The organism is Chitinophaga agri, from assembly GCF_010093065.1.
Lineage (GTDB): Bacteria > Bacteroidota > Bacteroidia > Chitinophagales > Chitinophagaceae > Chitinophaga > Chitinophaga agri.
The window spans coordinates 795,233-816,988 of the sequence record NZ_CP048113.1 but is presented as its reverse complement, the minus strand read 5'-3'; the positions used below and the strand labels follow the sequence as shown (position 1 = coordinate 816,988).

The window sequence follows — 21,756 nt, the reverse complement described above, 5'->3', positions numbered from 1 at the left end:
TAGCCCTCTATACTACACTATTGAGATAGCAGACAAATATATAAGAGAAATTCTACAGTATATCGGCAGATTTCTGAATTTTATCTATTATTTGTTGCACGCTGAATATTAATTATCTACTTTAGCGACGAGCAAATCAATCACATCGCCATTAACCTGTAACTGCGCACTTTTAGCATTGCTATACACCCAGCCATTGACCTATTGAAGACTGTTCCATTTTTCCTACATCTCCCTGCTGTCAGCTTTTCAACCTGTAAATCAATATGCGATGATTATACAACTATGTGGCCTGTCGGGAGCAGGAAAAACTACTATTGCCAGGAGTGTTCAGCGTAAAGCGGCAGCTTCACGATTACCCATTGAAATAATAGACGGAGATGCTTACCGGGAATCACTTTGCAGAGATCTGGGTTTCTCAAAAGAAGACCGTTGCGAGAATATTCGACGCCTGGGATTTGTGGCCAGCCGGCTCTCAGATCATGGCGTGATCTGTATCATCAGCGCGATCAATCCATATGAAACTGTTCGCAGAGAGCTGAAAATGAAGTATGCGCACGTGAAGACAGTGCATATTGATTGTTCTCTGGATGAGCTGATCACACGCGATACGAAAGGTTTATATAAGCGAGCACTATTATCTGATAACCATCCTGATAAACTCAACAATCTCACCGGTGTAAATGATCCGTTTGAAGCGCCATCACATCCGGATCTCCATTTAAGAACAGACGAACATAGTATTACCGCCTGCACAAATACACTGTATCAATTTATTCTGCAAAATATAAAACACCAGGAAGCGAAGTATAGTCGGGCAGCTTCCATTTAATCAGACATTATGAATAACAACGTTTTGGTTATAACGGGCATGCACCGTTCGGGCACTTCATTGCTTACACACTGGTTGAATAAATGCGGATTGCATGTAGGAGATCAACTCCTACCTCCTGGCATCGGGAATGTGGATGGTCATTATGAAGACCTCGATTTTTACACGTATCACGAGAAAGTGTTGTTGGAGCATGGGCTTTCTGCGGATGGTCTGGTGCCTGCACATCCTGGTCCGCTGACAGGCCATCAACGTACGACATTGAAAGCATTAGTGAGCAGGAAGTCTTCTGCGCAGTCGCAGTGGGGTTGGAAGGATCCGCGTACGTGCCTGTTCTTGCCGTTCTATAGAGAGATACTGCCGGAAGCAAGGTATCTGGCGATTGTACGTGATTATAAGACGGTGGTCAGTTCGCTGGTGCAGCGAATGTTTCAATTGCACGACTGGAAGTATGAGCAGTGTGATATTTTCACGCGTGTGATATGGCGGTATTTCAGGAAGCCGTTTCGCAAAGAGCAATTGCTAAGGAAATATTGCAATGAGCATCTCGCGGTATGGATCACGTATAATGAAGCGATCTTAAAACATATAGAGCAGTTGCCGGATTCTAATTACATCGTTGTAGATCATCCAAAGCTAAAGAATAGTAGTCAGGAGATATACAAGCACTTGTCTGATGAGTGGCAGTTTGATCTCGAGTACTACGACTTTAAGCAGCTGTACAATGAGAACAGGATCAGTGATAAACTGAATATTGTTGATTATATACAGGATCCGAAGTTGTTGGAGCGTGCTGCGGAGATTCATTGCAGATTGCAGGCGAAAGCGATTTAAGTAACATATGAAATAATACCTTATTAATTATTGTAAATGAGATTATTATAATTTTATATAAGCGAACATACTAAACAGCTGATTGGGTGCAATTTCATCATTATTGTGCCATTATCATGCCATCATTAAGCCTGCATCCGTATGTCTGCAGACACGCAGATGCAGGTATGATGATGGTGCATGCCGCTGGACAATTCCCTCCCGATATCAGCGCATTTTCCAATGAAGCTAACAATGACGTAGATGACGTCATGAATAGTTAGTTAATAATAATCCGTTATTACAAGCCGGTTATCAGGAGATGCATTCACCTGGTTATTACCGGCTGGTAAAGATGTCAAAGAACTGTGTGTATGCTCCCGGTGCATACCTGTGTTTTTATACACAGCGCTTAGTCTTAATATAGACTAAGTGCTGCATATCATGCATATAGCAGGATGCGACGAAAAGCACACGCAATCATGCTCACCAGGTAAAACAGCGGATCTACGGCTGCTGCTTTACATGTGGTGATTGCTGTTACAATGTTAGGAGTATTATCAAGGTGACTTCAGACAATGTGCGTGAACTGCAAGAACATGTACGTGAACTGCAGAATCTTGGGGGCGGAGATAAAAAAACGGGAAAATCTGGTACTTCAAACAATATACAGCTCGCCGAACAGGCATTTGTGTGGTATTAAAGTGTAAGCAAACCGCCTGTTTACGTCAATACGCCGTCTAACGTATAGGGAGAAATGATACGAACATTCAGTGCTAATTGCATTTTCTCAATCCGGAACGAAGATATCAATGTTATTTAATCAGCAATTTCATTCGACTTCTTTTTTTTTCTTCCTAAATGCGCTTTATATACCTTTTCAAACTCAAGAAACAAAAAGCCTATAGTTTTATCACATTCGATGATACACTCTCTATTATCAAATATAGTTGATCCCGTGGGGATTATCTGCAGATATTGACTCCCCCGCCTAATAATCATCATGTCATAATAATGAAATACCAATTTTCGGGATAATATGTAATAATCCAGGTTATTTATCTGACATGTATCTAGTATCGGCATCACCGAATCAACTTTATATAACGATGTTGGCTGCCCCTTAATCCCATATTCTACATAATAATTCTCTTTATTTCTGAACAATTTAAAAAAAGAATACTGACTACCTGAAATAGTAGCTAACGTTATGGAAAAATCATCCTGTTTGTCAATGTAGTCAGTATTAAAATAGGATGATCTCACTTCAGATGAATCAATAAAAATAGTACAATCCTGCGCAACTGCACCATTTACTTTTAATATCATACTAATGAGAAATAATGCCAAGTACTTCATAAAGTTTGATTCTATTCTGAAAATATTCAGGGGGATACTTTTTAAATAAATCATAGTCCTTCCCTATTTTAACAGATGTTATCACTCCTTTTTTAGGATCGATTTTATAGTCCAATTCAAAACCTGGTGAATAGTATCGATGTAACTTAATATCATTGTGATTACTTCGTTTCAACTCACCTCGAACAACATTCTCAATAAACTGTGCTCCCAATTCAGAAACCTCATGTTGTTTTTGATATGCCACATTATAAGCATTATATAATGAATTGCCCTTCTCTTTATAAGCATCAGGATTAAGAGTCGCCGCCGGAGGATCTAAATGATATAGTTCTCTTATTTTATGCCCTGTTTCATGTGCTATCATTCCAAGAAGTGCATAATGTTGGGACTCTTCTCCATTAGCAGGCGAATTAAACTTAAAATGAACGCCAATTTTTATTTCGTCACCTCCATCCGGAGTTTTACCACCATCTGCATTCGTTGCAGTATAATAGTAAGTTTCCTTGCGGCTATCCAAATCATTATACATTTGGCTAAATGAATCTGAATGTTTACGTAACTCCTTTATATTCTTTTTCATCTGTCTAAACTCCTTGTTCGTAACCCCGTCCTCTCGCTTCAATCTAACGACATCACCAAAGGGATCTGTTAATAAGATAGGATTGTTTGCAAAAGTCGCAAAAGAACTAATCGATACATCTGTTTTCGGATCAACATTCCATCTCCTGCCTATCCTCGGATCATACTCCCAATGTAACGCAGTATAGCTATTCCCCTGTTCCATAATCTCATCACTTTTCTCCTGCGCATTAAAACCATAACGGTATCCACCAGCGCTTGCTATTCCTCTTCCTACCATCTGCATCCCAAATGGATAGTACTCCTGCGCCGATGCTACACTTGCCACATATTCCCCATCCTTCAACCATTTCCGGTCTCCTATCGTCACGAGTACATTACCCAAATGATTGGTTAATTCAAAGACTTTTTGACCTCTTATGAAATTAGTATAAAATCCCAAACCTAATCCATTCACTAAATCAGTATTCAAACTACTATTATCTTCAACATTGATTCTCAGTATATTAATACCTAAACGACCAGATCCATACAGGTGGGACTCGGTCCTAGTTAGTTTTCCGCCGTTTATTCCTTTGTCTCCCTGCGTATAAACTGCCATCACATTACCTGTAGCATCTCTTACATACCATGTATAAATGTCTCCTACCTGTTTGCTTACCCTGTTTCCTCCGGCGTCATAGGTATACCTGATAACGGCGCCATCAGCTTTAGTTATACTGGCGATTTTACCATAGATTGTCCACTGTACATCTGTAATTCTCCCTTCAACATCTCCCACCAGGTTACCAAGACTATCATAATTATAGTTGCCGGCATTCTGGCCATCAATATCGACATCATAATAAGCAGGATCTACACTATCATGGACAAAATCCAGCTTATTTGAACCCGTTTTGTAATGATAAGTAAGGTTATCCATCTCCAGCGGCTTATTCGCGAATGTGTTATTCCCTTTTCGACCATATGTCAGGATATTACCATTCTCATCATAAGTCACATGCTCTCTGAAGTCTGGCAATTCGATCGCATTCCAGACATTGCTAACAGCATCTAGTCCCTTATAGGCGACCATACCTTTTAACCTGTTCAAAACATCGTAGTTATACCTATACTGCAATGGTATTCCTAAAGATGGAATAAATTGACTGATTGCAGCAATATTGCTATTATATAACGGACTAAAGCCTGCTCCTGTCGAAGAAGCGAAAGGGCGGTTATCGCTAACCGGCTGATAGTCTTTATCTCCATAGTAATGCAAAGCAAGTCCATACACATCCTTTGCTACTGAACTACCGTCATGCCCCATATCAAATTCACCGTCTACCGTTGTACTGTTAATTCCTTTCAACCAACCCTGTAATGTATAAGCATAGTCTATTCCCTGTACTGATTGCTGCCCTAATACGGTACGTGCCAGCAAACCATGCTTATAATACTGGTAAAAAGCATCATTCTCCCAATAGATACTATCTGTACTTGTCTCCACATTGGTCATTCTATTCTCAGCATCGTAACTGTAACGATGATAGATCGCATCTGAAAAGCCTGGCTGATAAGCTACATGATTTACCTTACCACTGATGAGATCATATCTATATACCACTTTTTTCCAGCGGTTTCCAAGATCTCTCAGAATACTGCTCTTATAATCCTGCACCAGAGTATCCACATTTCCAGCGATATCATAACTATAAAGGGTTCCGGTAACATAATTCCCCGACAGTTGTTCTGCAGCAGCATTATACAATGCTGTCCAGGAAATACGGTTCCTCAAATTCTGTTGAGAAATCATGCCTGATGCCAGGAAGTCATTAGGTTTGTCATAGAATGTATGTATAATCTGTGTACGACTATTACTGCCTTCAGTAAACCAGGACTGTAAGCTATCTACACTACGGCTAAGTGTATTTCTCATGAACGTACTACTGCTGATCTCACCCACTTCTGTTATCCGACCTAAAGGATCATAGGTCGTGTAGCCATAATGTTGCATAGGCTGCTGCTTCGAATTCTGAGCAGTTACGAGACGACCCAATCTATCATACCAAAACTTACTACTGCCAGCATCCGGTGTTCTCTGGACTACCACTTTATCGAGTGAATTATATCTGTATTCTGTTGCCAGTGTGTGTGGCGGAACTAATTGCTGATTTGTTGCCTTTGCCACCGTCACACTATCCGCCCAGCTTTGACGCAGATTTCTGACTACACCCGCTGGCGGCACCGTCTTCACCAGATTGCCGGCCTGATCGTAATAAAACAATGTATAATGATACTCACTTGTTGCATACGTCACTGCGAATTTCTCTAACGATGCTGCCTGTAGGGCAGTAGCAAGATATTTCTCATTAAAGTCGTTCTTCACGGAGTCTGTGTAAGCCTTATAAATGGTCATCGCTGCACTCTCCGCAAAGAAAGTACTATCGGAACAGGCTGTTGACTCATCCAACGGTACCGTCGGGAATACGCCCATGTTACCACACAGTAACGGCAGATCATACACTGTATAACAACTATCCATGCCCGGACAACTGCTCATATTTCTTATTGGCGAACAGTTCTTCTCATTTAATGCTACCGCACTCAGTAAGTTCGGATTCAGATCGGTAATGGTTTGTGCTGGCAGTGATTTGCGCAACGTAGAGGTTAGAATATCTACACTATTAATTATTTCACTACTGTCCTTACATCCTGTCTTACCACTCGCATTCGCCAGCATCAGCATTGCTTTGCCATCCATTACACCACCGCCGGCCATCGTACCGTCAGTATTGGAAACAATGTGGCGAAGATACTCCTGGCCACTTACACCTACATGACTACTCCATAATACACCATTATTGATACCTATCTTCTGCCAGTATGCACCACCAGTACTACCTGATACGGACTGTGATAACAACAAGCTACCATCCCTGGTTCCTGTCGCCGTCACTGAGCCAGCTATAATGCTACCTGGTGCCGCTGCCTTTCTCGCAGATACAATAGAACCTGTACTACTAATATCAACCAACGTCGCACTATTCAGACCAACCAACTTATAACCCATGGCTGTCTTCAGGATACTACCCGGGATATGATCGCTGTTATCAGCACTGTAACCACTCTGTTCCAGCAGATTACCATCTACCTTGCTGAACTTCAATATTGCGGCATCATATTTACCACTACCTATAGCTATCGCCGTTCCGGCTACCAAAGTGTCTCCATTCTCCACTATATTCATCTGCTCCTTACGGTCACTGGATGACAATACCTTGCTCCACTTCAGTTCACCTTCACCTGTAACGACTCCCATGATCCATTTCGATGGAAGGCCCTGACCTGCAAATGCATAATTACTATCAAGCGTCTCGATCACATCAGTACCCTTACCGGTGTAACCATTACTACCCAGATCCAACGCCTTATTCCACTGGATCACACCTGCACTGTCAAACTTCACTAATAAGATAGCACCATTATCATAACAATACGAGTTTGTAGAGCCGATACCGATATAGCCGCCATCACGCGTCTGACGGATACGTTTGATCTCTTCATGATTCTCTGCGCCATAGGTCTTTGACCACAATAATGCTCCCGTACTATCCGTTTTGATCAGGTACGCATCCTCCTCACCATTACTGCAACCTCTTGTCCAACCAGCCAGTAAGTAACCGCCATCACGGCTACGAACGATATCATTGATCTCATCTACTGATCCATTCGAATACGTGCTTACCTGAGGATTACCCTTCAGTGATCCGGGCTTACATACCTGTACAACATTACCTGAAGGCTGTTTACAGCTGTCATTGATAAACGACAGGTATTCCCACGCCTGCTTCGCAAAGCCAAGGCGGTTGTTCATATACGCTGCAAATAATGCATTCTTCTTATCCTGCACACTGTCTTCTTCCTTCATCTCTGGCGTAATACCATAACTCGTTTTAAAGGAGATATATAAACGCGTTACCTCTTCACATGTCGCACACGCCGGCGCTACATTACACTGGAAGATTGATGGTAATACCAGTTGCTTCGGCAACCAGTTACAGCTGCTGTTGCGATTGTTACACGCCGTCGCCAGCGCTTCCAGGTCGTCCTGACTGATACTTACACCTCGTTTGCGACTGATATAAGCTGAAAACGTCTCCCCACTATGCTTCATCGCCGCGTACTCCTGCTTCAGCTCGGATATCTTATCACACTGACAATCAGTTGGTGGCGCATACGTCGGCTGATCTCCATAACTTACCTGACGGTCATAGGGTTTCGGCATCGTGATCACATCCGCATTACACACCAGGTCTTTACTTCTACCTCGCAGACGATTATACTCATCTATCACTTCCTCGAAACTACGGTAAGCATTAGTGCTACCAGGCCTTACAGAACTGGAGCCGCGGGATGGTCCACATCTGAACCTTCCTTACAAACCGCTAACAGTTTGGGGATAATATCAGTTTTAATAGCCGTTGTATCATAACAACCAGATAACTGTTGTACCCAATAAGATACGTACGCAGTACAGTTGGCGGTGTACGCACTGTCTGAGAGCGTCCTTGACGCCGTCTCTGCGGCATTCTTATCTTTCAGATAAGCCGATGATGCACCCAGGCCTGCATTCGCCAGCTGGTCGGTACTGGACGTAAAGCGTAATACCTTACCTGAGTCCAATAGCTCTTTTGCACTCGCGCCACAATTCAGACTCTTCAGGTAGTCATCTATTACCGTACGTTTAGCACCAAGGTACATGCTCCGGAAACTACGCCATGCCATGTTCAGATCGCCTTCGCATAATTTAGCCGAATTAAACGCATCCTCTGGTGAACTATAACTGTTGATACAACCAGCTCCGGATTCGTCACATTTCACTGACGCTACCGCCACACGCCACATATCATAACTACCACCGTTAAAATGCTCCAACTGACTAATCAGCTTGCCCGTTAAGGTTGTATTATCTAAGGGATCCTTCTTATTAATAGGGAAATTTCTATTACTCATCCCCTGCGGGTTCAGATAACCGGCATCCCGCGCCTCCTGATAGGTTTCTACCTTTTCAAACGCCATATCCCATTCCTCACTAAGGCGGTAGCCATTTTTAGTCAACAGCTTGCAATACTCCGGATGCAACGGCAGTAATGCCTCCGCCCACGAAGACTTGAAAGCTGCCGCAAACTCCGCAGGACCTAATTTCTGCGGTAACACATACTGACCACCGGCTATATCATACACCATGTCACGCTCGCCGATCTCGTTCAGATAGTGGATAGATGTATCTGCATAGTTATACGTCGTATCCTTCATGTCAAGATAGAAGATAGAATACCTGTTCGCCGTATCACGTGGCAGCGCATACTGACCGCCAGGAGCGGACATGTCCAGCAGCATCGCCTGACGCATCGCGTCTGTCTCCGTACCTTTACCACATAACTCGTTACAGGTTGCCAACGCTTCATTATACGATGCCCATGCTTCTGCGCGGTAGTTGACACTATCACCTACGTAACCATTATCAGTCATATAACGGATACGGTACTCTTCCCAGAGGCCGATACCCGCCAGACAGCTCGCACAGTCAGGCTCACATGGGATCGTACGTTGTATCGCCTTTTGTTCTTCCAGGATCTGCTCATAGCTCTTACATACATTACTTTTCAGGAACACGCTATCACGATAGTAATCCATCGCAGCCTGACTGATCGTTAATGTCTTCGTAAAAGTATAGCTACCCTTATCCAGCCAGAGACTGAATGCTAAACGGATCGGTTTAACAGGCTGATCACAGTCTACACTGATTGTGTCCAGCTTAGCCCGTAACACAGTATCCACTGGTTTGCCACCTGGCAGGTGCTGGCTAAATACATCATCTGTGATACGGATCTCCAGATCATACATACCAGTGTAGCAGATAGCTGTATCCTTGCAGTTCTGTTTTTGTAAGACCGGTGGAGTCAGCTCATAAACAAATCTGACACTATCTCCCTGCGTAGCGAAATGTTCCTTACGACTGGTTATCCGGTTACCTTCTATGATGGCGTTCTCTGCACCCGATACTGTATCTGTTACTACAATGCTATTTAAAGAAGATAAATTCTCTAAACCACCATTCTCCGGCACACCAGCTAATGCGGTAGCAATAGTCCGGTTATGCATATCCAAATAGGTAACAGTCGTCTGACCATTACCATCAGTTACTGTATTTTTAAAATAGTGTGTCACATCACCCACCTCTGTACCAAACAGCGCATATAGTTCATTCTTAGTAGGAGTATTATAGCTGTACTTTGTCTCATGACCACTACCTAGCTTAAAGGTCCTACCTATCTCTCCCTGACGCGAAATACGTCCTGTATTATCAGCGGTATACTCAATTTCTGAAAACGCATAACCGTCCGCATCAGGAATGTATTGGTTATACCCAATACTTTTCTCAGGATTATTCGGCGAGTAATATTGATTAGCGCCTGACTGACTGCTCATCTGTGCTGCAGAGGCATTCAGATAACTCTCCGGACTGGCGAGTACATCATACTGGTCTTTGTCATACTCTGCACCGTTTAAGGCTGCGTTCAGATTATGGGCGTAACTCAGTATTTTATTTAATGTTGGTGCGGGCATTACCTGTATGGTAGGCCGTCCCTGATAATCATATAAAGTCTCTGCAGCAATTATCGTATTCGTTGTGTTATCTTTAGTCACTATCTGGCGGTTCTTTAAACTACCATCATAATAGCTAACTGTCACCTTACGCTTTCCATCTTCGGAAAAGGATATAGAGGACTGCCAGTTAAGATTGGGTTCATGTCCACCATATTGATAAACTCCGAGGCCATTGGAAGTATTGGAACTCCAGTCCGTCTCTATACGCCGATAACCTGCCTTCTCCTGCACTCCTCTGACACGATAATAAAGTGTACCAGGAGCATCGTACAATAATGGTATGCTGTAGCTATTAGCAGATATCGTAACACGGGTAGTATTGTTCTCAAATATCAATGTAGCAGATGGATTAGAAGGATCTCCATAACGACCATCAGATAAGGCGCTTTGATCAATATATGCCCACTCCAGATCATACACATCTGCACCTGTCATTACAGGCCAGTTAACTTCCAACTCACCTGTCTTAATCACGCTGTCGATATTCTGGCTAACACTCTTAACCGCATCTGCCATACAGGATAATTTATAGACCGGATGTACCTCCATCTCATTCGTTACCAACAGTGCAGATAAAATATCGGTAGATACAGTATTTGTAGTCCTGCTTGCTGCTGTATTTGTATTACCTTCTATAATAGTAACACCTAATACCTTCACGTTTACACGGTGAGCGCCTTTAAACACAAAACTACTACGCATCGTATAGGTACCTGCAGTACCATAATTGATCAAGAAGCTTTGATCAGCAGAATCCACGGAGAGATCGGGCAGCGTATAATAAATACGCAGATTGGCGGTCACACGGAATGAGTCCGGCAACACCACCTTTGCATATTCATTGATACTGAAGGTGATAATATTCTTTACCTGATAGGGAGTATCCAGCCGGCCAGCAGGACCACTGTTAAAATAAGCGGTATCTGACACCGTAGTAGCGGAGTCGGGAGCTAATTGTCCTTTAGCACCATCCAGTATTCGCTTTAATGTAATCTGTCCTCCTGTCTGTGCATGGGTTAACTGTGGCAGGTATGCCAATAAAAAAAACAATGCTCCTTTTAAGAACTGCCTAATTTGCCTCTCTAAATTCATAGGTCCGGGATATTCTATTCTTCTTATCGCAATAGCTTCTACTGTAAGTAAACCATCTGTTTACGTCAATACTCGCCTAACGTATAGGGAACAATGATACGAACATTCAATACTAGTTGCATTTTCTCAATCGGCAGCGAAGGTATAGAAAGCGGGGCAAATAAATGCGATTATACCAATAGATTAATTAAGGACAAGCAATATAACGACATACTGTCGTCTTTCATCAGAAGACGACCGTATATTTATCTGAATGCTCTGTGCTATCATTTTGCGTACTTAAGAAGTATGCCCAAAGTACTCATCAGCATTTACCCAATACCCCGTATTAGATATTTAATATTGCGCGTTTAATATCGACAACAAACGTTTACTCATATCACGAAATGCGTCATGACTATCCACGCTGTTAAAATCAAATTCATTGTCACACTAATTCCATCTAAGCTTATCCAACTTACTCTTCAGAAGCCCCATTCGGAAATTTTAATGTCGCCAGATTCCCAACTGCCAGACCATCTCCTAACGCTATCGCTTTATTATATGTTTTGATCGCTTCATCTATTAAACCTCTCCGCTCATAAATGACTGCCAGTGCATTACATGAACTAGCGATATCGTTGTCACAGGCTTTTTTAAACCAATACATTTGCATTTCTTCATTCTCGTCAGGATTATTAAACCCTAAAGTATTACTATCACCATATGCCAATGCCATAGACTCTTGTGCTAAAGGATATCCTAAATTTGCAGATATTTTCAAAAAAAACAGATATTTTCTATATAAGACACGACGTCTATTCCGACTTTTAGTATGAAATAGTATTCTGTTATCAAATCGACATGCTATCTGATATTCGGAAAATCCACTCTTATCAGAAATCTTAATAAATCTCTTCATTCGAATATTTTTCATATGACTGATATTACTATTAAGTTTTCTTAGGTTTGTTTGATTGCTCAGGCTGTGGTTGCTTAGGCTTCCCTCGGTCTGGTATTTTCTTATCTGGATGTTTTTTTTTCCAAAATTCAATAAATTCAGGTGTTTCTTTTACGATGATGTCTTGCCATTTGCATCCTTCCTGGTAGTTTGATCCGTTTTAGGGTTATATTTCCATTTCTTCCACGGATTATCTGTACCATCCGGTCTCGCGGTCTGACCAGGTATCCATTAAACTCATTTACAAAGAGTCCGCAATCTTCTTATATCGTACCCTCCTGATCTATTTACTGGCGAGATCTTTAGTATACTTCTTATTTCTGGCATAAAGCCTCATGATATTAGTCTCATTCGCCGCTAGCACAGAGAGAGACACAATAAAAAAGCTTTTAAAAATACTATTGCCGCCCTGTTGAGATGTGTATTTTGACCTGCCTGCTCATTTCTTCCACCATCCATATACCAATTAAAAAATTGAATGGCGTCCTCTAGTCAGAAGACGCCATTCAAAGATCATTTAAATGAAATACCTAGTGGATTCTAATATTTTAAATAATAAACTCCTTTTTCCAATACCTTCAATATCGTTCCATCGCTCCTTTCACTTTTCATGGGCGGATCGGAAGTAAAATCGAACGTCAATTCCTTTCCTTTACCAAATATTGGTACATGGAAAAAACGATATTGTACTAGACAATCATGACATGTATCCTTTGGATTTTCCGTTCCGCGGATAATTTGTATAACCATGATTCCTCTTTTTTTCATAAAGTCGGCTAAAATACTATCCGCATTAGATCGTTCAATGATCGAATCTCCTTTATATCCATTCTGGAAGTCATTCTCAACTATATGTTTCGTCATCTTTTTATAGTCTCCCAAATCTTTAAATCCCCCATCTATAAGACGTGTAGGACTAATAGTTTGACAACTCAAAAATGAGAATGCACAGATCAAACTAATGAATGTGCTTCCTTTCAAACAACTTTTTAATGTGTCCACCGAAAGTATTTTTTTCTCCGTTAATTTCTATAGGCAGATTTTCAGCAGCTCTAATGTGAACGTCTTTCTGCTCTTGTTTTCTTAAAGCCAGAGATATTGCCTGAGCAATTTTCCCCAAGAACTTTGATCCTTTAACCATCGCACCCACCCTTGTAGTACTTGCAAGGCCAGATACAACATCGCCGTCAGCCTGAAAGTCCTCATATTCCAGCTTACCGATTTTACCTTGTGTTTCTAACTCCTGTAATCTTTTATAAAGTGCTGATTTAGGTGAAACGGGAGAACCGGCAAGTACCAGGTTATCTATTTTAAATCCTTTTTCTAGTCCAAATTTCTCGGGATTCTCCAACATGGCAACGGCGGCTTGTGCAACGGTAACAGATCCCTGACTAGTTCCTAACAGATTCATCTGTTCTCCCTCTGACCTTTTCAAAGGATTACGCTGCAAGTCATCTTTAATTCCATTGATCACCATCATAACCCTATCATCGTTTTCAATGTCAAGGCGCGGACGCTGACCATGCCAGGCAACATATCCCATATCTGCAAAACGACCACCTTTTGAACCCTGAATCGTCTTAGAATAAGTATTATTATCCTGCAGATATTGCCTAAGGACATCTGCAACCCCACCTGAATTCTGGCCTTGCCGCGCGTATGGACTATTCTTGTCTCCTTTTGTAGCGTCGTACCCTAATCCAGGGACAAAATAGATTCTCTTGCCATCTGGATCGATAAATATCGTTGGATTATTTCCTAAACCGGAATATGGCGAAAGTGCTGGATACTCATCAGCAGCAGGATCCACCGAAAGCATCCTTCCTACACGGGGATCATATATCCTAGCGCCGAAGTCAATCGAGTTGTCATCTCCTTTCACTTCATTATCATTCTCCTTCCCATTGAATCCATACCTATAGGCAGTGGTATTGTAGTTTCTGCCTGGCATCTGCATTCCAAATGGATAATATTCATTAGCCGATAACAGATTAAAGTCATATAAGATATTATCTCCGGATGCGCGGGCAAACTTCTTATCAGTCACCGTCGCCAGCACGTTACCAAGATGATTACTTAACTCAAAACGCTTGTTGCCTCTGACAAAGTCAATAACTTCACCTGATCCAAGTTTAGCCAACACTACGCTAGTCTCATTATTGCTTAGAGTACCAGATTCAACATCAACCATTCCGAGTCTGTTTGCACCGTAGAGCGCCATCTCCGAAAGCAAAACCGGGCCATCTGCGTCTCGGGTATAGGTAGACAACACGTTACCAGATGCGTCCCGCACATACCATGTTGTTATGTTTTGATATCTTTTGCTAATCCTGTTACCAGCTATGTCATAGGTATAATGTATCGTGTCATTATTGGCCTTCACAATATATGCTATTTTGCCGTAAATATTCCACTCTACAGTTACAATACCCGCTGCAACATCACCTATTAAATTACCTATGCTGTCATATACGTAGTTACCAGATTGCTGCCTATCAATATCATTATTGTAATTTTCTGTCGCCACTGCATCGTCAATCCAATCGAGCTTATGCGTGCCTGGACGGTAGTTGTATGATAACTTGTCCATTTCAAGAGAATTATTTGCAAAGGTGTTATTGCCGTTACGATTGTACGTCAGGATATTACCATTCCCATCATAACTCATTGATTCTTTGAAATCTTCTAACGGCACCACTTCCCATGTATTGGTTGACTGATTCAATCCCTTATAAGCCTGCATACCTTTCAGACGATTCAGTACGTCATATTGATAATTATATAAAAGCGGATCACCTATTGTCGCAATATGCTGACTACTAGCGGCAACGTTACTGTTATATAGCGGCTTAAAATCACCTGCTGCAACTGCAAATGGCTTTTTTGCAGCATTAATAGGTTTATAATCTTCAGACCCATAGTAGTGCAATGTGAAACCAAATGCATCTTTAGGTACCGCACTTCCGAGTTTTCCGTCCTCTCCAGGATCATTCGCGGCATCTAATGTTGTACTATTTACACCTTTGATATTACCCTGCAGCGTATAAACATTATCTATACCCTGCACTTGCTGGTGACCAATCACCGTTCTTGCCAGTGGCCCATGCTTGTAATAATCGTAATACGCATCATTTTCCCAGTATACCTTATCATGGCTGGTTTCTACATTTGTCAACCTGTTCTCCGCATCATAATCGTAACGATGGTAAAATGCATCTGATTCTCCAGCCTGATAAGCTACCTCATTCACTTTCCCACTTACTACATCATAGTTATATGCAATTTTCTTAAATCGCTGACCTCCGGCAGCCATCGCCCCTTCTCTATAATCCTGCAAAAGCGTTTCCACGTTACCATGAATATCATAGCTGTAGAATGTTGCTGTAGTATGTTTACCCCCAGCCAATGATTCCGTTCCATTATATAATGCTGTCCATGAAACCCGGTTGCGAAGGTTGCGGCCAACAAAGCTGTTATCATCAAAGAACATATAAGCCAGGTCATAAGTGGTGCGGGTAATCTGATGTCTGCTTGATGCTACATTGTTTAACCAGCTAGCCAGACTTCCAGGCCTCCTACTCACAATATCCGTCATAGAAGCCGCTGATGACAACTCTCCTAGCTCTGTCGCCCTTCCGAGATCGTCATACAATGTATAACCGTAAAGGAATTTACCTTTCTGTTTATAATTCTGTGAGAGTACCAGTCGGCCCATCCTGTCATACCAGAACTGACTGATGCCTGCATCAGGTGTCTTTTGCGCGATTACACCACCCAATGAGTTATATCTGTATTCTGTAGCCATAGTATGAGCAGGTACCAGTTTTTGATTAGCTGCTTTCGCCACCGTCACACTGTCCACCCAGCTTTGACGCATATTCTTCACTACGCCTGCCGGTGGCACTGTCTTCACCAGAGTACCAGCCTGATTATAGTAATATAAAGTATAATGATATTCACTTGTAGAGTAAGTCACCGCGAATTTCTCTAACGATGCTGCCTGTAGGGCAGTAGCAAGATATTTCTCATTGAAGTCGTTCTTCACGGAGTCTGTGTAAGCCTTATAGATGGTCGTCGCTGCACTCTCCGCAAAGAAGGTGCTGTCGGAACAGGCTGTTGACTCATCCAACGGTACCGTCGGGAATACACCCATGTTACCACACAGTAACGGCAGATCATACACTGTATAACAACTATCCATGCCCGGACAACTGCTCATATTTCTTATTGGCGAACAGTTCTTCTCATTTAAGGCTATCGCACTCAGTAAATTCGGAGCCAGATCGGTAATGGTTTGTGCTGGCAGTGATTTGCGCAACGTAGAGGCTAGAATATCTACACTGGTGATTATTTCACTACTGTCCTTACATCCTGTCTTACCACTCACATTCGCCAGCATCAGCATTGCTTTGCCATCCATTACACCACCGCCGGCCATCGTACCGTCAGTATTGGAAACAATGTGGCGAAGATACTCCTGGCCGCTTACACCTACATGACTACTCCATAATACACCATTATTGATACCTATCTTCTGCCAGTATGCACCACCAGTACTACCTGATACGGACTGTGATAACAACAAGCTACCATCTCTGGTTCCTGTCGCCGTCACTGAGCCAGCTATAATGCTACCTGGTGCCGCTGCCTTTCTCGCAGATACAATAGAACCTGTACTACTAATATCAACCAACGTCGCACTATTCAGACCAACCAACTTATAACCACTGGCTGTCTTCAGGATACTACCCGGGATATGGTCGCTGTTATCAGCACTGTAACCACTCTGTTCCAGCAGATTACCATCTACCTTGCTGAACTTCAATATTGCGGCATCATATTTACCACTACCTATAGCTATCGCCGTTCCGGCTACCAAAGTGTCTCCATTCTCCACTATATTCATCTGCTCCTTACGGTCACTGGATGACAATACCTTGCTCCACTTCAGTTCACCTTCACCTGTAACGACTCCCATGATCCATTTCGATGGAAGGCCCTGACCTGCAAATGCATAATTACTATCAAGCGTCTCGATCACATCAGTACCCTTACCGGTGTAACCATTACTACCCAGATCCAACGCCTTATTCCACTGGATCACACCTGCACTGTCAAACTTCACTAATAAGATAGCACCATTATCATAACAATACGAGTTTGTAGAACCGATACCGATATAGCCGCCATCACGCGTCTGACGGATACGTTTGATCTCTTCATGATTCTCTGCGCCATAGGTCTTTGACCACAATAATGCTCCCGTACTATCCGTTTTGATCAGGTACGCATCCTCCTCACCATTACTGCAACCTCTTGTCCAACCAGCCAGTAAGTAACCGCCATCACGGCTACGAACGATATCATTGATCTCATCTACTGATCCATTCGAATACGTGCTTACCTGAGGATTACCCTTCAGTGATCCGGGCTTACATACCTGTACAACATTACCTGAAGGCTGTTTACAGCTGTCATTGATAAACGACAGGTATTCCCACGCCTGCTTCGCAAAGCCAAGGCGGTTGTTCATATACGCTGCAAATAATGCATTCTTCTTATCCTGCACACTGTCTTCTTCCTTCATCTCTGGTGTAATACCATAACTCGTTTTAAAGGAGATATATAAACGCGTTACCTCTTCACATGTCGCACACGCCGGCGCTACATTACACTGGAAGATTGATGGTAATACCAGTTGCTTCGGCAACCAGTTACAGCTGCTGTTGCGATTGTTACACGCCGTCGCCAGCGCTTCCAGGTCGTCCTGACTGATACTTACACCTCGTTTGCGACTGATATAAGCTGAAAACGTCTCCCCACTATGCTTCATCGCCGCGTACTCCTGCTTCAGCTCGGATATCTTATCACACTGACAATCAGTTGGTGGCGCATACGTCGGCTGATCTCCATAACTTACCTGACGGTCATAGGGTTTCGGCATCGTGATCACATCCGCATTACACACCAGGTCTTTACTTCTACCTCGCAGACGATTATACTCATCTATCACTTCCTCGAAACTACGGTAAGCATTAGTGCTACCAGGCCTTACAGAACTGGAGCCGCGGGGATGGTCCACATCTGAACCTTCCTTACAAACCGCTAACAGTTTGGGGATAATATCAGTTTTAATAGCCGTTGTATCATAACAACCAGATAACTGTTGTACCCAATAAGATACGTACGCAGTACAGTTGGCGGTGTACGCACTGTCTGAGAGCGTCCTTGACGCCGTCTCTGCGGCATTCTTATCTTTTAGATAAGCCGATGATGCACCCAGGCCTGCATTCGCCAGCTGGTCGGTACTGGACGTAAAGCGTAATACCTTACCTGAGTCCAATAGCTCTTTTGCACTCGCGCCACAATTCAGACTCTTCAGGTAGTCATCTATTACCGTACGTTTAGCACCAAGATACATGCTCCGGAAACTACGCCATGCCATGTTCAGATCGCCTTCGCATAATTTAGCCGAATTAAACGCATCCTCTGGTGAACTATAACTGTTGATACAACCAGCTCCGGATTCGTCACATTTCACTGACGCTACCGCCACACGCCACATATCATAACTACCACCGTTAAAATGCTCCAACTGACTAATCAGCTTGCCCGTTAAGGTTGTATTATCTAAGGGATCCTTCTTATTAATAGGGAAATTTCTATTACTCATCCCCTGCGGGTTCAGATAACCGGCATCCCGCGCCTCCTGATAGGTTTCTACCTTTTCAAACGCCATATCCCATTCCTCACTAAGGCGGTAGCCATTTTTAGTCAACAGCTTGCAATACTCCGGATGCAACGGCAGTAATGCCTCTGCCCACGAAGACTTGAAAGCTGCCGCAAACTCCGCAGGACCTAATTTCTGCGGTAACACATACTGACCACCGGCTATATCATACACCATGTCACGCTCGCCGATCTCGTTCAGATAGTGGATAGATGTATCTGCATAGTTATACGTCGTATCCTTCATGTCAAGATAGAAGATAGAATACCTGTTCGCCGTATCACGTGGCAGCGCATACTGACCGCCAGGAGCGGACATGTCCAGCAGCATCGCCTGACGCATCGCGTCTGTCTCCGTACCTTTACCACATAGCTCGTTACAGGTTGCCAACGCTTCATTATACGATGCCCATGCTTCTGCGCGGTAGTTGACACTATCACCTACGTAACCATTATCATTCATATAACGGATACGGTACTCTTCCCAGAGGCCGATACCCGCCAGACAGCTCGCACAGTCAGGCTCACACGGTATTGTACGTTGTATCGCCTTTTGTTCTTCCAGGATCTGCTCATAGCTCTTACATACATTACTTTTCAGGAACACACTATCACGGTAGTAATCCATCGCAGCCTGACTGATCGTTAATGTCTTCGTAAAAGTATAGCTACCCTTATCCAGCCAGAGACTGAATGCCAGACGGATCGGTTTAACAGGCTGATCACAGTCTACACTGATCGTGTCAAGCTTAGCCCGTAACACAGTATCCACTGGTTTGCCACCTGGCAGGTGCTGGCTAAATACATCATCGGTGATACGGATTTCCAGATCATACATACCAGTGTAGCAGATAACTGTATCCTTACAGTTCTGTTTTTGTAAGACAGGGGGAGTCAGCTCATAAACAAATCTGACACTATCTCCCTGCGTAGCGAAATGTTCCTTACGACTGGTTATCCGGTTACCTTCTATGATGGCGTTCTCTGCACCCGATACTGTATCTGTTACTACAATGCTATTTAAAGAAGATAAATTCTCTAAATCACCATTCTCCGGCACACCAGCTAATGCGGTAGCAATAGTCCGGTTATGCATATCCAAATAGGTAACAGTCGTCTGACCATTACCATCAGTTACTGTATTTTTAAAATAGTGTGTCACATCACCTACCTCTGTACCAAACAGCGCATATAGCTCATTCTTGGTAGGAGTATTATAGCTATACTTTGTCTCATGACCGCTACCCAGTTTGAACGTCTTACCTACAGAACTCTGACGCTGAATGCGTCCCGTATTATCAGCCGTATACTCCGTCTCCGAAAACGCATAGCCGTCTGCATTAGGGAGATACTGACTATTACCAATTAACTTTTCCGGGTTGTTATTAGAATAATACTGATTGGAACCTGATGTACTACTCATTTGCGCAGCAGAAGCAGTCAGATAACTCTCCGGAATGGCGAGTGCATCATACTGATCTTTGTCATACTCTGCACCGTTTAAGGCTGCGTTCAGATTATGCGCATAGTTTAATATCTTACTTAACGTTGGAGCCGGCATGACCTGCAAGGCAGGACGCCCCTGGTAATCATAAAACACCTCCGTAGCAATAACCGTATTAGTGGAATTGTCTTTGGTCATTGTCTGATGATTCCTTAGACTACCATCATAATATTTAATAGTAACCTTACGCTTACCATCCTCTGCAAAATCAATATTGGATTGCCAGTTAAGCCCTGGCTCATGGCCCCCAAACGAAAATGCGCCCAGCCCACCTGTCGCATTGGAACTCCACCCCGTTTCTATACGCTGATAACCTGCTTTCTCCTGAACACCTCTAACTCTATAATATAAAGTTCCTATGGCATCGTACAATAACGGGATACTATAACTATTAGTCGCAATAGTAACGCGGGTGGTATTATCCTCAAAAAGTAACTCCGCAGATGGATTTGAAGGACTCCCATAACGGCCGTCAGACAATGCAGTCTGATCAACATATGCCCATTCCAGATCATACACATCCGCACCTGTCATTAAAGGCCAGCTAACCACCAGTTCTCCTGTTTTAGCTACACTCGCTATATCATGACTGACACTTTTAACCGCATCCGCCGTACAGGATAATTTATAAACCGGATGAACCTCTATCTCATTAGTTACCATAAGTGCCGATAAAATATCGGTAGATACAGTATTTGTAGTCCTGCTTGATGCCTTATTTGTATCACCTCCTATAATTGTAACACCTAATATCTTCACGTTTACACGGTGAGCTCCATTAAATACAAAGCTACTCCGCATAGTATAGGTTCCCGCTGTATCGTAATTTATAGAGAGGCTTTGATCAACAGAATCCACTGAGAGATCAGGTAGGGTATAATAAATACGCAAATTGGCGGTCGCACGAAATGAATCCGGCAGCACCACCTTTGCATACTCATTTATACTGAACGTAATGATATTTTTAACCTGATATGGGGTATCAAGCTTACCCGCTAATCCACTACCAAAATAAGCCGTATCTGATACTGCAATAGCCGAATCTGCAACTAACTGGCCTTTGGCACCATCCAGGATTCGCTTTAATATAATTTGTCCTCCTGTCTGCGCATGGGTTAACTGTGGCAGGTATGCCAACAATAGGAACAATGCTCCTCTGAGGAACTGTTTAATTCGCCTCTCTATGTTCATAAGGTCTGGGATAATCTATCTACTTAATCTTTTTACTATTTGTCCGTTAGCAACAAACAA

8 protein-coding genes are annotated in these 21,756 nt (G+C 42.9%); 3 read left to right on the top strand and 5 right to left on the bottom strand.

All coding sequences use genetic code 11. The features are described 5' to 3' along the window. The first annotated feature begins 271 nt into the window (after positions 1-271). The 3 genes from cysC (at position 272) to GWR21_RS03050 (ending at position 1,929) form a co-directional block, all read left to right on the top strand. Positions 272-832, top strand: a complete 561-nt coding sequence (gene cysC, locus GWR21_RS03060; RefSeq protein WP_162330313.1) for an adenylyl-sulfate kinase — start codon at positions 272-274, stop codon at positions 830-832. Between the two features lie 9 nt (positions 833-841). Further along, positions 842-1,666: a sulfotransferase gene (locus GWR21_RS03055; protein ID WP_162330312.1), complete on the top strand. Its 825-nt coding sequence runs from the start codon at positions 842-844 to the stop codon at positions 1,664-1,666. Between the two features lie 116 nt (positions 1,667-1,782). Then, positions 1,783-1,929 carry a hypothetical protein gene (locus GWR21_RS03050; RefSeq protein WP_162330311.1) on the top strand — a complete coding sequence of 49 codons (147 nt, stop codon included), beginning with the start codon at positions 1,783-1,785 and terminating at the stop codon, positions 1,927-1,929. A 535-nt stretch (positions 1,930-2,464) separates the two neighbouring features. Here GWR21_RS03050 and GWR21_RS03045 read toward each other — a convergent pair. From GWR21_RS03045 to GWR21_RS03025, 5 genes are all read right to left on the bottom strand, one after another. Then, positions 2,465-2,974: a hypothetical protein gene (locus GWR21_RS03045; protein ID WP_162330310.1), complete on the bottom strand. Its 510-nt coding sequence runs from the start codon at positions 2,972-2,974 to the stop codon at positions 2,465-2,467. Position 2,975: 1 nt separating this feature from the next. Continuing rightward, positions 2,976-7,922 carry an RHS repeat domain-containing protein gene (locus tag GWR21_RS03040; RefSeq protein ID WP_162330309.1) on the bottom strand — a complete coding sequence of 1,649 codons (4,947 nt, stop codon included), beginning with the start codon at positions 7,920-7,922 and terminating at the stop codon, positions 2,976-2,978. Positions 7,923-7,960: 38 nt separating this feature from the next. Next, positions 7,961-11,290, bottom strand: coding sequence for a hypothetical protein (locus GWR21_RS03035; RefSeq protein WP_162330308.1), 3,330 nt, complete (start codon positions 11,288-11,290; stop codon positions 7,961-7,963). 499 nt (positions 11,291-11,789) lie between these two features. After that, positions 11,790-12,248, bottom strand: a complete 459-nt coding sequence (locus tag GWR21_RS03030; RefSeq protein ID WP_162330307.1) for a tetratricopeptide repeat protein — start codon at positions 12,246-12,248, stop codon at positions 11,790-11,792. A gap of 982 nt (positions 12,249-13,230) precedes the next feature. Beyond that, positions 13,231-21,696 (bottom strand): RHS repeat domain-containing protein, encoded by an 8,466-nt coding sequence (locus GWR21_RS03025; protein WP_162330306.1) that lies wholly within the window; start codon positions 21,694-21,696, stop codon positions 13,231-13,233. Between the last annotated feature and the right edge of the window lie 60 nt (positions 21,697-21,756).